At 74.0% G+C, this 14,226-nt stretch carries 9 protein-coding genes and 3 pseudogenes; 5 read left to right on the top strand and 7 right to left on the bottom strand.

Going from position 1 to position 14,226, the window contains the following annotated elements:
- Window positions 1-30 precede the first annotated feature (30 nt).
- Both ACHZ99_RS27040 and ACHZ99_RS27035 read left to right on the top strand, forming a co-directional pair.
- Window positions 31-1,035 carry a glycosyltransferase family 2 protein gene (locus ACHZ99_RS27040; protein ID WP_420307372.1) on the top strand — a complete coding sequence of 335 codons (1,005 nt, stop codon included), beginning with the start codon at window positions 31-33 and terminating at the stop codon, window positions 1,033-1,035.
- Window positions 1,035-2,504, top strand: a complete 1,470-nt coding sequence (locus tag ACHZ99_RS27035) for a polysialyltransferase family glycosyltransferase (protein ID WP_420307371.1) — start codon at window positions 1,035-1,037, stop codon at window positions 2,502-2,504. Before ACHZ99_RS27040 ends, ACHZ99_RS27035 begins: the two co-directional genes overlap by 1 nt.
- Before the next feature lie 103 nt (window positions 2,505-2,607).
- On the opposite strand, the gene ACHZ99_RS27030 is transcribed toward ACHZ99_RS27035, so the two are convergent.
- Entirely contained in the window at window positions 2,608-3,594 is a 987-nt protein-coding gene (locus ACHZ99_RS27030) for a helix-turn-helix transcriptional regulator (RefSeq protein ID WP_420307370.1), read from the bottom strand.
- Between the two features lie 62 nt (window positions 3,595-3,656).
- Here ACHZ99_RS27030 and ACHZ99_RS27025 point away from each other — a divergent pair, with 62 nt between their 5' ends.
- Window positions 3,657-5,165, top strand: a complete 1,509-nt coding sequence (locus ACHZ99_RS27025; RefSeq protein WP_420307369.1) for an MFS transporter — start codon at window positions 3,657-3,659, stop codon at window positions 5,163-5,165.
- Window positions 5,166-5,632: 467 nt separating this feature from the next.
- Here ACHZ99_RS27025 and ACHZ99_RS27020 read toward each other — a convergent pair whose 3' ends face one another.
- From ACHZ99_RS27020 to ACHZ99_RS26995, 6 genes and pseudogenes are all read right to left on the bottom strand, one after another.
- A complete protein-coding gene (locus tag ACHZ99_RS27020; protein ID WP_420307368.1) occupies window positions 5,633-6,469 on the bottom strand; it encodes an SAM-dependent methyltransferase in 837 nt (278 codons plus the stop codon).
- A gap of 84 nt (window positions 6,470-6,553) precedes the next feature.
- Window positions 6,554-6,834: pseudogene (locus ACHZ99_RS27015) on the bottom strand (MMPL family transporter); the annotation flags it as partial.
- Window positions 6,835-6,883: 49 nt separating this feature from the next.
- A pseudogene (locus tag ACHZ99_RS27010) lies at window positions 6,884-8,087 on the bottom strand (RNA-guided endonuclease InsQ/TnpB family protein); the annotation flags it as partial.
- A gap of 62 nt (window positions 8,088-8,149) precedes the next feature.
- Entirely contained in the window at window positions 8,150-8,830 is a 681-nt protein-coding gene (locus ACHZ99_RS27005; RefSeq protein ID WP_420307367.1) for an MMPL family transporter, read from the bottom strand.
- Between the two features lie 91 nt (window positions 8,831-8,921).
- A complete protein-coding gene (locus ACHZ99_RS27000) occupies window positions 8,922-10,397 on the bottom strand; it encodes a sensor histidine kinase (RefSeq protein ID WP_420307366.1) in 1,476 nt (491 codons plus the stop codon).
- The gene (locus ACHZ99_RS26995) at window positions 10,394-11,185 is read right to left on the bottom strand and encodes a response regulator transcription factor (RefSeq protein ID WP_420307365.1); all 792 of its coding nucleotides are present in this window, start codon (window positions 11,183-11,185) and stop codon (window positions 10,394-10,396) included. Before ACHZ99_RS26995 ends, ACHZ99_RS27000 begins: the two co-directional genes overlap by 4 nt.
- A 152-nt stretch (window positions 11,186-11,337) precedes the next feature.
- Here ACHZ99_RS26995 and ACHZ99_RS26990 point away from each other — a divergent pair, with 152 nt between their 5' ends.
- Together ACHZ99_RS26990 and ACHZ99_RS26985 are read left to right on the top strand one after the other, a co-directional pair.
- The gene (locus tag ACHZ99_RS26990; protein ID WP_420307364.1) at window positions 11,338-13,092 is read left to right on the top strand and encodes an ankyrin repeat domain-containing protein; all 1,755 of its coding nucleotides are present in this window, start codon (window positions 11,338-11,340) and stop codon (window positions 13,090-13,092) included.
- A 177-nt stretch (window positions 13,093-13,269) separates the two neighbouring features.
- Window positions 13,270-13,530 (top strand): annotated as a pseudogene (locus ACHZ99_RS26985) (Scr1 family TA system antitoxin-like transcriptional regulator); the annotation flags it as partial.
- Between the last annotated feature and the right edge of the window lie 696 nt (window positions 13,531-14,226).

The raw sequence follows: 14,226 nt of genomic DNA, 5'->3' as shown, positions 1-14,226 counted from the left end.
GGACGCGGGCCGGCCTCTAGCATCGCCTGGATGCTGCAACTCTCCGTGATCGTCCCCTTCTACAACGTGCAGGACTTCGCACCCGAAACACTGGCGTCCCTCCGGGCGAACGCCGCGTCGGACACCGAGTTCATCCTGATCGACGACTGCTCGACGGACCGCACCGGCGAGCTGCTGGAGCAGGCCGCGCGCGACCTGCCGGGCGCCGTCCACGTACGCCACGCCCGGAACGGCGGGCTGGCCACCGCCCGCAACACCGGGCTCGACCGGGCCCGCGGCCGGTACGTCACCTTCCTCGACGGCGACGACTGGCTCGCCCCCGGCTACTGCCGCCGGCTGCTGGCCGCCGCCACCGGGCTGGACTGCGACTTCGTCCGCACCGACCACGTGCAGTGCGCCGCCCGCGCCCGCACCGTCCACCGGGTGCCGCACGGCCGCCGCGGCGTCGTCCAGGACCCGCGGGCGGCGATCCTGCCGGCGACGTACAGCACGTCGGTCGACTACGCCTACGCGTGGGCCGGCGTCTACCACCGCCGGCTGCTCGACGACGGCCTGCTGCACTTCCCCGACGGGCTGCGCACCGCCGAGGACCGCCCGTGGATCTGGCGGCTGCACCGCGAGGCCCGCACCTTCGCGGTCGTCGGGCTGCTCGGCGTCTTCTACCGGCGCGGTGTGGCGAACTCCCTCACCCAGATCGGTGACGTCCGGCAGCTCGACTTCCTCCGCGCCTTCGACCAGGTGGTGACGGAGACGGCGGCGGACCGCGACGCGGAGGCGCTGCTGCCGAAGGCCGTCCGCAACTACTGCGCGATCATCGCGCACCATCTGAAGAACAGCGACCGGTTCGAGAAGCCCGTGGCCCGGCGGCTGCGCGAGCGGAGCGGGGAGGCGCTGCGGAGCATGCCGCAGCACGTGCTCGCCGACGCCCTCGACGCCATGGACGCCGACCGCTCCGAACTGCTGCGCCGCCTGCACCGCCCGGCCGTGCCCGGCCCGGGCGACGCACCGCACCGACCGGCGAAGGTGGCCGCCTGATGAACGACCCGTCCCCCACGACGGGCCCCGCGGCCCCCGCCCCCGCGCCGTACCCGCCGCCGAAGCCGCTCCGCTACGCCCCCGGGCGGCACACGCAGGTCTTCCTGGCCTCCACCCTCTACGGCACCGCCACGCTGGCCGCCGCGCTCGACGCCGGCCTCTTCCCCGCCGCGGACCGCCGCCTGCTGCTCATCACCAACAACGCCGCCAACCCCGAGGCCACCCCGGCCGCGGACGAGATGGCCGGCTTCGCGCAGCTGCGCTCCCGCTTCGACGACGTACGCGACTGGAACGATGTCATCCGCCCGCTCCACCCCGGCGCGTGGGAGCCGCGCGCCGAGGACGTCCCACTGTGGGAACGGCACCTGCGGATGCTGTGGGGACTGGGCGACGACCGGCTCACGCTCGTCGTGGAGTCGATCCAGGTCGCCCCGGCGCGGGCGCTGGTCCAGCTCTTCCCCGACGCGGCGCTGCACGTCTACGCCGACGGGCTGATGAGCTACGGGCCCACGCGCAACAAGCTCTCCTCCCTCATCGGCAGCCGCGTCGAGCGGCTGCTCCACCCCGACCTGCTGCCGGGCGTGCGGCCGATGCTGCTGACCGAGTTCGACGTGCCGGCGGAGATCGTGCCGGCGGAGGAGCTGAAGAAGGTCCTGGCCGAGCTGGGCGCCGCGGCCGAACCCACGGGCCCGGACGGCGCGGACGGCCCCGACGGCCCCGACGCTCTCGACGAGGGCTCCTCGCCCGCGCTCCTCCTGGGCCAGTACCTCTCGGCGCTGAACATCCTCACCGCCGACGAGGAGGAGCGGCTGCACGTCGAGATGCTGCGCGGCGCCGCCGGACTGGGCCACCGCGACGTGGTGTTCAAGCCGCACCCGATGGCGCCGGCCCGGGTCTCCCGGCTGCTGGAGGACGAGGCGGACGGCCTCGGCGTGCGGCTCACCGTGCTCGACACCCCGGTGCTGGCGGAGGTGCTGTACGAGCGGCTGCGCCCGGCGCTGGTGGCCGGCGCGTTCTCCACCGCGCTGATGACGGCGTCGACGCTGTACGGGCTGCCGGTGGCGACCATCGGCACCGGAACGCTGCTGGAGCGGCTGACCCCGTACGAGAACAGCAACCGGATCCCCGTCACCATCGCCGACGCGCTGCTGCCGCCCCTGGCGGACCCGGCGGCGGTGCGCGCCTGGCGGGCGCCGACCGCCGAGGAGACGCGGGCGAAGCTGGGCGGGCTGCTGACGGCGGTGGGCTTCACCATGCAGCCGCGGATCCACGCCCGGCTGCGGCCGGACGTGGAACGGTGGCTGGCGGCGGAGCTGGACGCCGACACCTGGCGGTACTTCAAACGGCGCCGGCTGACGGTGGAGGGACTGCCGGGCGGGCTGCCGAAGCGGCTGGCGTTCGTGCCGCGCAGCCCGGCGGTGCGGCGGGTCGCGCGGCGGGCGCGGGCGCTGCGGCGCAGGCTGCGCTGAGACCCGGCGCGGGCGCGGGCGTGGGCGTGGGCGTGGGCGTGGGCGGCAGGGTGCCGGGTACGGGGCGGCCCCGTACCCGGCACCCTGCTCCCCCACCGCTCGGCTACTCCGCCTCGCGCGCCGCGTCCGCCCCTTCCACCGACCGCGCCGCCCGGCCCGCGAGGTCCCGCAGGTACTCCACCAGCTCCACCGGCTCGTGCACCTCGAACTCGCACCCCAGCGACGCCAGTCGCAGCCCCAGCCACTCCAGCGCGTCCGCCTCCGTGACGAACGCGCACCGCCCCTCGTCCAGCCGCTCCAGCCCCACCGCCGCGTCGCCGAGGCGGCGCGCCAGCTCCTTGTACGGCGCGTGGAGCGTCGCCCGGGCGCGGTAGCGCGGCCTGTCCCCGCCCATCCGCGCGGCGACGAACTCCGCCGCGTCCGCCGCCGGCAGCTCGCGGCGCGGCGGGCGGACGCCGGTGGCGAAGGGGCGGGTGATGCGGTCCACGCGGAACATCCGCCAGTCGTCGCGGTCGTTGTCGTACGCGACGAAGTACCAGCGCCGCCCCGCCGCGACCAGCCCGGCCGGCTCCACGAGCCGCTTCGTCTCCGTGCCGTCCGCCGCCCGGTAGCCGAAGCGCAGCCGCTCGCCACCCGCCGCGCCGGCGGCCAGCACCGTCAGCACCTCGGCGTCGATCTGCGGGCCCTGCCAGCGGGTCAGCGGGGTCGTGGCGGTGCCGAGCGACGTGACGCGGCGGCGCAGCCGCGACGGCAGCACCTGCTCCAGCTTCGCCAACGCCCGTACCGACGCCTCCGCCAGGCCCGCGACCGTGTGCCCGGCGGAGCTGCGCAGGCCGACGGCGATGGCGACCGCCTCGTCGTCCTCCAGCAGCAGCGGGGGCATGGCCGCACCGGCGACGAGGCGGTAGCCGCCGAAGGTGCCGCGGGTGGACTCGACCGGGTAGCCGAGGTCGCGGAGCCGCTCGACGTCGCGGCGGACGGTGCGGTCGGAGACGCCGAGGCGGCCGGCCAGCTCGCTGCCGGGCCACTCGCGGGGCGTCTGGAGGAGGGAGAGCAGTTGCAGAAGCCGCTTCGGGGTGTCGGTCGTCATGTTTTCCAGACTGCCTTCTCTTTAGGACATGACCTGTCCTATACGACTTCTAGATTACCCGCATGACCTTCCAGAACGCCTCTGTGGCAGGACCTGACCGCCGACGCTGGATCGCGCTCGCCGTGGTGCTGACGGCCTCGTTCATGGACCTCGTCGACGCGACGATCGTCAACATCGCCATCCCGAGCATCCAGCGGGACACCGGCGCCTCGTTCGGCGCGATCCAGTGGATCACCGCGGGCTACGCGCTCGCCTTCGCCATCGGCCTCATCACCGGCGGCAGACTCGGCGACATCTACGGCCGCAAGCGGATCTTCCTGCTCGGCGTCGGCGGCTTCACCGTCGCCTCGCTGCTGTGCGGCGTCGCCGCCGACCCGGCGATGCTCGTGGGCGCGCGGGTGCTGCAAGGCGCGATGGCGGCGCTGATGGTGCCTCAGGTACTGAGCATCATCCACGTCACGTTCCCCGCGGAGGAACGCGGCAAGGTCTTCGGAATGTTCGGCGCCGTCGCCGGCCTCGGCGCGGTGTCCGGCCCGATGATCGGCGCGCTGCTGACCGACTGGGACCTCTTCGGCCTCGGCTGGCGGCCCATCTTCCTCATCAACCTCCCCGTCGGCATCGCCGGCCTGATCCTCGGCCGCCGCTACATCACCGAGTCGACCGCCCCCGACGCGCTGCGCCTGGACCTGCGCGGGGTGGCGCTCGCCACCGCCGGACTGCTGATGCTGCTCTACCCGATCACCATGGGCCACGAGAACGACTGGCCCACGTGGGGCTTCGTCTCCATGGCCGCGAGCCTGCCGGTGTTCGCCGCCTTCGTCGCGTACCAGAAGCGCAAGAAGCGCGCGGACGGCGCGCCGCTGGTCGAACTGTCGCTGTTCCGCGTCAAGAGCTTCGCCGCGGGCATCGGGGTCCAGCTGGCCTTCAGCACCGGACTGGGCATCTTCTTCCTCGTGTGGACCCTGTACATGCAGCTCGGGCTCGGCTGGAGCGCGCTGCACGCGGGGCTGACCGGCCTGCCGTTCTCGCTCGCCTGCTCGGTGGCCGCGGGCATGTCGGTGCAGAAGCTCACGCCCCGGTTCGGGCGGAAGGTGCTGCACGCGGGCGCGGTGACGATGGCCGCGGGCGCGCTGCTGTACCTGACGGCGGCCGACCGGTACGGCACCGAGATCGCGACCTGGCAGATGGCGCTGCCGCTGACGCTCCTCGGCGGCGGCATGGGCCTGATCTTCGCGCCGCTCACGGACACGGTGCTGAGCGGCGTCCCCCGGCAGCACGCGGGGTCCGCGTCGGGGCTGATCAACACGACGAACCAGCTGGGCATGGCGCTGGGGCTGGGGCTGGTGTCGGTGGTGTTCTTCGGCGCGATGGACGAGCCGGCGGCGGCGCGGGAGGCCGGACCGGCGTTCGCGGGGGCGTTCGAGAACGCGATGTGGTGGGTGACGGCGATCGTGGGCGTGGTGTACGCGCTGGTGTTCGCGCTCCCGAAGCGGGCCGCGGGCGCGGGGGCCGAGGCGGGGCCGGTGGCGGAGCCGGAGCAGGAGCCGGAGCAGGAACTGGTCGCCGTCTGAGGCGAGTCGGGGTTACGGGAACGGGGTGCGGTCCTCCGGGGCGGCGCCCCGTTCCGTGCGGTGGGGCGGGGTGGGGGTGGGGCCCCGGTCCCGCCCCTTCCCGCTTCCTCGGGGGCTCCGCCCCCGAGCCCTCCGCCGGGGCTCCGCCCCCGACCCCGCGAGGGCTTCGCCCCGGAACCCGGTGGGACTCCGCCCACCGAAACCCCCACCGCAGCTCCCCCCTGACCCCGCCCGGGGCTCCGCCCCGGAACCCGGCCGGACACCGCCCACCGAAACCCCCACCGCAGCTCCCCCTGACCCCGCCCGGGGCTCCACCCCGAAACCCGGCCGGACTCCACCCACCGGAACCCCCACCAGAGCCTCCCCACTGACCCCGCGCGGGCTCCGCCCCGGAACCCGGCCGCACTCCACCCACCGAAACCCCCACCGGAACTCCGCCCCCGGACCCGGGGCCGCCTCCGGCGGCGCTACGGCTTGCGGGCGACGCCCCCATACACCGACACCTGCGCGTCGGTGACCGCGTCGGCGCTGCCGACGGCGACCGGCTCGGGACGCCAGCGGGGGAGGCACTGCACGCCCGGCTCCACCAGCTCCAGTCCGTCGAAGAACTCCTCGATCCGCGGCTTGGAGCGCACCCGCATCGTCACGCCGCTCCTGCGGTAGACCGCGGCCACGCCGGCCCACGCCTCGGGGTCGTAGTCCCCGGTCAGGTGGGACAGGGCCAGGTAGCTCCCGGAGGGGAGGGCGTCGAGCAACCGGGCGACGATGCCCGCCGGATCGTCGTCGTCGCCGACGAAGTGCAGGATGGCGACGAGCAGCAGGGCGACGGGCTGGTCGAGGTCCAGCGTCGCGCGCAGCTCGGGGGAGTCGAGGATCGCTCCGGCGTTCCGCAGGTCCGCGTCGACGTACCTCGTCCGCCCTTCGGGGCTGCTGGTCAGCAGGGCCCGGGCGTGGGCGAGCACGATGGGGTCGTTGTCGACGTAGACGACGCGCGCGTCCGGGGCCACGGCCTGGGCGACCTCGTGGACGTTGGGGGACGTCGGCAGGCCGGTGCCGATGTCGAGGAACTGGCGTATCCCGGCCTCGGCGGCCAGGTAGTGCACCGCGCGTCTGAGGAAGGCCCGGTTCTCGCGGGGCGGGATCAGGCTGTGGGGGTTGGCCCGCATGCCCTGCTCGGCCGCTTCGCGGTCGGGGCCGTAGTTGTCCTTGCCGCCCAGGAGGTAGTCGTAGACCCGGGCCGGATGCGGCCGGTCCGCGCCCAGGTCGCGCGCCGACGGCTCGTGGGGGTGCTCGGTCCCGGACATCTCACTCCGTCCGCTGAAGGCCAACGCCCCGAACCTACCGCGCCGTTCGGACACCCGGGCGGGGATGTCCGGTTCCCGCGGGGGTCACCTCGCCTCACCCGTCGTCGCCAACTCCTGCGGGCGCGGCGCGCCGTCCGCGCCGCCGGCGTCGTAGCGCGGCTCCACCGCCAGGTGGGGGAGGCGGCGGTCGAGCCAGGCGGGCAGCCACCAGTTCGCGGCGCCGATCAGGTGCATCAGGGCGGGCACCAGCATCGTGCGGATGACGAAGGCGTCGAGCGCCACCGCGCCCGCCAGGCCGATGCCCGCCATCACGCCCTCCAGGTCGCCGCTCAGCACGAACGCGCGCTGAAGACGCAGATCTTGACGCCTCTCCCGGCTGAAGCGGGGGATTCCTAGCTCACGTCGCCTGACTCCCGGCGGGGGTGCAGGTCTTACACGATCAGCACTAGCCGGGTTGCAGACCAGCCCGGACGAGCATCACGCGGGCGGAATTCTTGTCCCGGAACGAGACAACTCCGCATGCGGTGCACGTATGCGTTCTCTCGGAGAGAGGCAGACGATGCTTGGCTCTCGCATCGCAGTGCGCGCAGTCCATGGTGGTGTGCGCGGGGTGGACAAGGTGCACGGCACGGCCATGCTTACGGGCCATTTCGACCAGCGCGGCCTTGGCCTGGCCGATCGCGGCGTCGGCGGCCTTCCGGGCCATGGTGGTCTTCGCGAGGAACTTCGGCCTGAAGTCCTCGACTGCCAAAGCGTCGTGGTCGCGGACTACGCGCTTTGCCCACTTGCGGGCAGTGTCCTGGCGTTGCCGGGCCACCTTCTTGTGCAGCTTCGCGGCCTGCTTCCGTGCCTTGCGGTAGCCGTTCGACTGCGGCTTTCCCTTCGGGGTGCGGCGCCGGGCCATCATCCGCTGGTAATGCGCGAGGCGCTGCGCGGTCTTTTTCCCGTGCTCGGCGTGGGGAAGGTCGTGGTCGTCGCTGGTGGTGGTCGCGGTCTCCCTGACGCCCCAGTCGATACCGATCACCCGGCCGGTTGCCGGCAGAGCTACGGTGCTGGTGGCCACGACGAAGCTGCAGTACCAGTGTCCGAGGCTGTCTTGGTACACGCGCACCGAGGTGGGCGGCTTGGGCAGCTCACGCGACCACACCACCGTCACCACGATGCCGCCTGCAAGGTGCAGACGGCCGTCTTTGAGGCGGAAACCCCGTTTGGTGTATTCGAGGGTCGGCAGTGCTTCGCGCTTCTTCTTCCATCGGGGCATCCCGGCCCGCTGCCGCATCGGCAGCCCGGCCTTGATGTCCTTGAGCGCCCTGGCGCGGGACTTGCCGAAGTCGCGAATCAGCTGCTGCTGAGGAACGCATGCGCCCTCGCGAAGCCACGGGGTGCGGGCGCGCGCCCCGGTGAGCATCGCCGCAAGTTGCACCGGGCCACACGTCTGCTTCTGGCCCGTCGCCTGGTTGTGCAGGTGGACGGCCCTGGACTTCGCGACGCACTCATTCCAGATCCAGCGGCACCGGTCCCACTCGACTTCGAGCGCGGCCCGCGCAGCAGACGACAGACGCAGCCGATAGGTGAAGCGGGCGTGCCCGTCACCTGCCGGCTGCGCTGCGGTCGTCATACGGGCCAACCTATCCGGGAGGACTGACAGTCGAGACAGATCGATCTTGGTGGGCTTGCTCATCACCCCGCGGCCACTGGGATCCGCCCTGGCGGCGAACCCCAGCCCGTTGCCCTGCTCCGCAGGCGCCTCGTTTCCCACCCGGCTGAAACCGGGCGTATCCACGAAGGAAACCTGATGACCACCGCGGCGACGATCCCGGTCACCTCCGCGAGCCCGCCGGGAGCGCCCTGGACCGCCTGGATCGCCTCGCCGCCCAGCTCGACCTGGAGCCCGTCGACGTCGTCGGCCGCGGCCCGCGCGGTGTCGATGACCTCCTCGATGTTCTCCTTCTCCAGGTTCATGGCCTGCTCGGTGAACGTCACCTGGGCGTACGCGATCCGCCCGTCCCCGCTGATCTGCCGCCCGCCCTCCGGCGCGTACGGGCCGGCGACCCGGCCGACCTGCGGTACGTCGGCGATCCCCGCCAGCGCCTCGGTCATCCGCGCGCGGATCCGCGGGTCCCGTACCGAACCGCCCTCCGGGGCCCGCCAGACGACGCTGTCGGTGTCCCCGGAGGTCTCGGGGAAGGACTCCCGCAGCAGCTCGACGGCCTCGGCGGACTCGGTGCCGGGCAGCTCGAAGTCGTTGGCCCAGCGGCTGCCGGCCGTCTCGGCGGCCACGGCGGTGCCGGCGAGGGCGGCCACCCACAGCAGCAGGACGGCGAAGCGGTGGCGGAAACAGATTCTGGCCAGTGCGGCCACGGCGGGCTCCTCGGCTCCGGGCGTCGCGGGGCTTCAGCGTCGCCGCGCGGGCCGGGGCGTACCCAGGCCCCTCAGGGATCCCGCAGGGGCCTCACAGCGAACCCTCAACCCGGGAGCCGCCCCGCTGCGCGCGCGGGAGCCGGATGGTGACCGCCATGCCCGCCGCCGGCGCGGTGTCGAGCGCGACCTCGCCGTCGTGCGCCTCGACCACCGCCCGCACGATGGACATGCCCAGCCCGCTGCCGCCCGCGGCCCGGGCGCGGCCGGGGTCGGCGCGGAAGAACCGGTCGAAGACGCGGGCCGCGTCCTCCGGGCGCATCCCGGGCCCGGTGTCGGCGATCCGCAGCACGGCCGCGCCGTCCTTGGCGGCGGCGGTCAGGGTGCAGGCGGCGTCCTCGGGGGTGTGGGTGCGTACGTTGGCGAGGAGGTTGCCGACGACCTGGCGCAGCTGCGCCTCGTCGCCGACGACCACGGCGGGGGCCGGGGCGTCGGCGGTCACGGGGCGGTGCGGCTGCTGCGCGCGCAGGTCGGCGGCGGCGTCGCGGACGAGGACGGCGAGGTCGACGGGGGCGCGGTCGCGGGCGGGGTGCTGGTCGAGGCGGGCGAGGGCGAGGAGTTCGTCGACGAGGTGGCTCATGCGCCGGGCCTCGGCGCCGACGCGGGTGAGGGCGCGCTCGGCCTCGGCGTCGTCGAGGATGCCCTTGTCGTAGAGCTGGAGATAGCCGAGGACGGTGGCGAGCGGGGTGCGCAGCTCGTGCGAGGCGTCGGCGAGGAACTGCCGCTGCCGCGCCGCGGCCTCCTCACGGCTGGCCATGGCGCCCTCGACCTGCTGGAGCATGGCGTTGAGCGCGTCGCGCAGCTGCTCGACCTCGCTGCCGCCGGGCGGCGAGGTGTCGACACGGCGCGACAGGTCGCCCTCGGAGATCGCGGACGCGGTCTCCACCATGTCCTCCAGGGGGCGCAGGCGGCGGCGGGCGACGTGCGAGGAGACGACGGCGAGGAGCAGCAGGAGCAGGGCGCCGAAGACCGCCTCGACGACGAACAGCTTGCGGACGGCGTTGCGCACGCCGTCGTAGCGGGTGGTGCTGATGGCGTACGAACCGTCGTCGAGGCGGGCGACGCCGGCGCGGTAGTGGTGGCCGCCGGCCGTGACGCTGGTGAGCTCGCCGGAGTCGGCGAGGGCGCCGGGGTCGTCGACGGCGGCGGCGATGGCGCGGGCGAGGCGGAGGTCGCCGTCGAAGAGCGTGCAGGTGGGGCGGATCCGGCCGGAGGGGTCGAGGAGGACGAAGGGCTCGTCCTTGGCGGAGGCGGTGAAGCCGTGGTCGGGGTTGCCGTCCGGGGCGCCGAAGGCGTCCGCGAGTTGGCACACCCGCTGGAGGGCGTCGGTGCTGAGGGGGGTTTCGGCGAGGGTGTCGCGGCTCTGGCGGACGGTGGCGTCGACCTCGCCGACGAGGAGGGTGTACGTACCGAAGAGGCTGGCGCAGGCGGCGGCGACGAGGCCGACGGCGAGGATGCCGACGTTGGTGACGGACAGCCGGTTGCGCAGGGACCGGGGGAACCGCTTCACGAGGGCGGCCCGGCGGGCTCGGTGGGCTCGATTGGCTCGGTGGCTTCCGTGGCCGGGCCGATGGGGCGGAGGCCGTAGCCGACGCCGCGGCGGGTCTCGATGAGCGGCGGGCCGAGCGGGTCGAGCTTGCGCCGCAGATAACTTATATACGTCTCGACGACCGTGGACTCGACGGCGGTGTCGAACTGCCAGACGCTGCGGAGCAGCTGCTCCTTGGTGAGGATGCGGCCGGCGTTGCGCATGAGGTGGCGCAGCAGGTTGTACTCGGTCGGCGTCAGCTCCACCGGCGCGCCCCCGCGCCGCACGGTGAACGTCGCCTCGTCCAGCTCCACGTCCCCGTGCCGCAGCACCCCGCCACCGTGCCGCGCCCGCCCGCCGCGCGTCCGGCGCAGCACGGCGCGTACGCGGGCGACGACCTCGTCGACGTTGAACGGCTTGGTGATGTAGTCGTCCCCGCCGAGCGCGAGCCCGCCGAGCACGTCGGCGGGCGCGTCGCGGGCGGTCAGGAAGATCACGGCGGGCTCGTCCCCGTACGCCCGCGACTCCCGCAGCTCGCGCAGCTCCCGGCACACCTGCCACCCGCTGCCGTCGGGGAGCATGACGTCGAGGAGGACGAGGTCGGGGGCGTGGGCGCGGGCGAGTTCGAGGGCGCGCCGGGCGGTGGGGGCGGCGTGCACGGCGAAGCCGTGGAAGCGCAGGGTGATCTGCAGGATGTCGGCGATCCCGGGATCGTCCTCGACCACGAGAACGGACTCCGCGGCGGTGGCCCGGTCGGTGGCGCTGCTCATGGGCCCAGTATCGGGGCGGCGCCGGGTTCGCGGCGGGGGCGAGTTTGCGAGTTCCCTGTGAGAAGCGGCGGAGGTGGCCGCGCGTGAGACGGACGGGCCGCCCGGTTTGTGGTCACCCCGCCGGTGTCAGACCCCTCTGCCAGTATCGCCGCATGGGCTTCTTCGACGACTTGGTCCTACCCGAGGAACCGGCCGCGGAGCGGGCCGAGTTGATCAGGCTCGTCCCCCCGGGTGAGGAGGCGGGGACGTATGCGCCGCCGGTCGACTGGTACGCGCCCGCGCTGCTGCCGCAGCTTGCGACGGCCGGGACCGGGCCGCAGGTCAGGGTGGTGGTGACAGGCTGGTCCGTCTGGCCGCGAACGGCCACGCTGCATCTGGCGGTGTTCCGCAGGACGCGCCGGCAAGAAGGGGACGCGGGCCGGCAGTCCGGTCTGCGGGTGGGCATGCTCTTCTCCGACGGCCGCCGGGTCACCTCGCTGGACGGCAAGGTGCCGCGCCTGGTGCGGTACACGACGCCCCAGGGCGAGCAGGTCGACGCGGCCACGGAGCAGGCGACCGGGCTGATCCCGCTGGACCCGGGGTTGCAGCCGAGCCGCCGGTCTCTGTTCAAGACCGACGTCGACCTCTACCTGCCGGAGCTTCCGCCCACAGGCGAGACGCAGTTGGTGGTCGAGTGGCCGGACGAGGCCGTGGCCGAGACCCGCACCGCCGTCGACGCCGCGGCGCTGCACGCCGCCGCGGGGGCGGCGCTGGAGGTCTGGCCGGGACTCGGGCCGGTGGACCACACCGGGCCGGCGGGCACGTTCGCGTCCGTGGAGATCGGCGGCCCGCCCCGGCTCCTGGCCCCGCCGCTGACCCACCACCAGCGTCGGGCGCTGCGCCGGCAGGAAGAGGAACGCCGACGCCATGTCCCGCGGGCCGACTGGGAGGGGGTGCGCTGGCAGGACTGGTCGGACGCCGAGGTGATACGGGCCAGGCTGGACGGAGGCGCCCCACCCGACACGGTCGCCGGCTCGGACGGCGCCACCCCGCTGCACCTCGCGGCCGAACGCGGGTCGGGAGAGGCGGTGGCCGCACTCCTCCCCCACGTCACGCAGGTCGACCCGCACGACGACGACGGGCACACCCCGCTGTGGTTCGCCGCGTGCAGCGTGGACGAGGGCAGCGTCCGCGCGTTGCTCGACGCCGGTGCCGACGCGTGGACGCCGCAGCTGGGGCCCTGGTCACCGGGCCGGCTGCTGCTCACGACGCCCCTCGCGCGGCTGGTGGCGGACCTGCCGGGTGCGGTGTCGCCGCCGGCGGAGGAAGCCGCCGCCTTCCAGGAGGCCGACGCGCTCATCGCGGCCTTCGGCGAGCGAGAAATGTGGATCGAAGGGCTCGGTATCGCCTTCGTACGGGACCTGGACGAGGACGAGGTGATCCGGCGCCTGAGCGCCGACCCCGCCCGGTGCCCGCGGGCAGCGCCGGAGGAGGCGCCCTTCGACCCCTTGGACCACGAGGAGTCGCTTCGCTTCGTGGGCGTCACCGGCGTGCCGGGCGAACCGGGCGGCTGTGTGATCACGCAGGAGGGGTACATGCCCGGCGACAACACCGTGCTGCGGGCGATATCCCGGGAGACCTCCGCGTACGGCATCTACTACAACCCCAAGGGCGGCACGTTCGGCGTGCTCGCCCGTGACGGCGAGATCGCGGACCACGAGGAGATCGGACTGCGGCCGGGCGAGGAGGACCCGCCCTCCCACTGGCACTTCCGCTTCTGGCAGCGCGGGGACGCCTTTCCGTACGGAGCCGACACGCTCGCCTACGGCTGCGCCGCGGCCGGTCTGAAGATCAGCGACGGCCGGCAGGCAGCGGACCACCGCACTCCGCGCCGTTGGGTGGCGCTGCCGCCGGAACTCCGGAGGTGACCCCAGCTCCGCCACCGCGCATGCCCCGACAGGCGGAAGGACGGGACCGCCCACACCGCGTCACCAGGTCGATCCAGTGGTGCGCGGTCAGCGGACCGGGCAGCGGCACTCCGGACGGAAGCGGTGCGGGGAGCAGCCGATGAGGCAGACGGAGAGGAAGCGCCCTCCGGCCAGCCACCAGCCGCCGGCGCGCTGCCAGCCGTATCGCTGGGTGTCATCCCGGCATCGACCCCCGCCCGCCCCATGTATCCCCGGGAGACCTTCCACGTCTACGACGACAGGCTGGTATCCGTGGAGTTGGTGTCGGCGCGGGTCAGAATTGTGCAGCCTGCGGAAATCGCCCTCTATCTCAAGGCGTTCACACAACTCCAGCAGCTCGCCGTCTACGGGGCCGACGCACGGGCCCTGATCCTCAAGGCCATCGAAGCCCTCGACTGAACCCGGAGACTTCGCCGCCCCTCGCCCGCCCACGTGCCCGGAACCACCGGTTCGTTCTGCGTACCGCGGACCCGCGCGAGCACACTGTCGACGGCGGGGCGAAGCGGGCCGCGGCGGCCGGTCGGGGTAGGTCGAGGCTGACGGGCGGCCGGTCGCGGGGTGCGCGCCTACGCGGACGGCGGGGAGGGGCGGCGTCGGCCGGCCGGAGTCTTTCCCGGCCCGGCGCCGACCGCGGGGCGGGCCGGGGCCGCGGTGGGCGGCGATGGGGAGTCGGCGGGGGCAGGGGTGCGGCGGCAGGGTGGTGCCTGCCGACCGGTTCTCGGTCGACGGGGGGTCTGCGTCGGGAGCGGCCGGGGTGAGGGGTGGTCCCGGGCCGGGGTGGTCGGGGCGGTGTCGGGGTGGGCGGTCGTGCGTGTGCGGGCGCGGCGACGGGGTTTGGAGCATTTGTCCCCCTGGACCGGCAGCCCGGCTCTCCAGGAGTGCCGGACTCCGGGCGTGGCCGGCGATAGGCACGGAGCAGGCAGCGATGGGCTCTCGCATCCCGCCCGCACCGCCGGGGCGCCTCAGGGGCGCCGCCGCCCCGCGGCACCGCGGCCACGCGCGGCTCGCCGCCCCCGGAGCGAACGCGCCGCTACCGGTGGAGCGAAACGGATCGTAACCTGCGGTAACCCCCTTGCCGAATCCGGTTAAATCACC

Origin of the sequence: Streptomyces sp. MAR4 CNX-425, from assembly GCF_048656465.1 — a bacterium.
GTDB lineage: Bacteria > Actinomycetota > Actinomycetes > Streptomycetales > Streptomycetaceae > Streptomyces.
The sequence above is the reverse complement of the archived record's forward strand: the minus strand, read 5'-3'. Positions and strand labels throughout refer to the sequence as shown.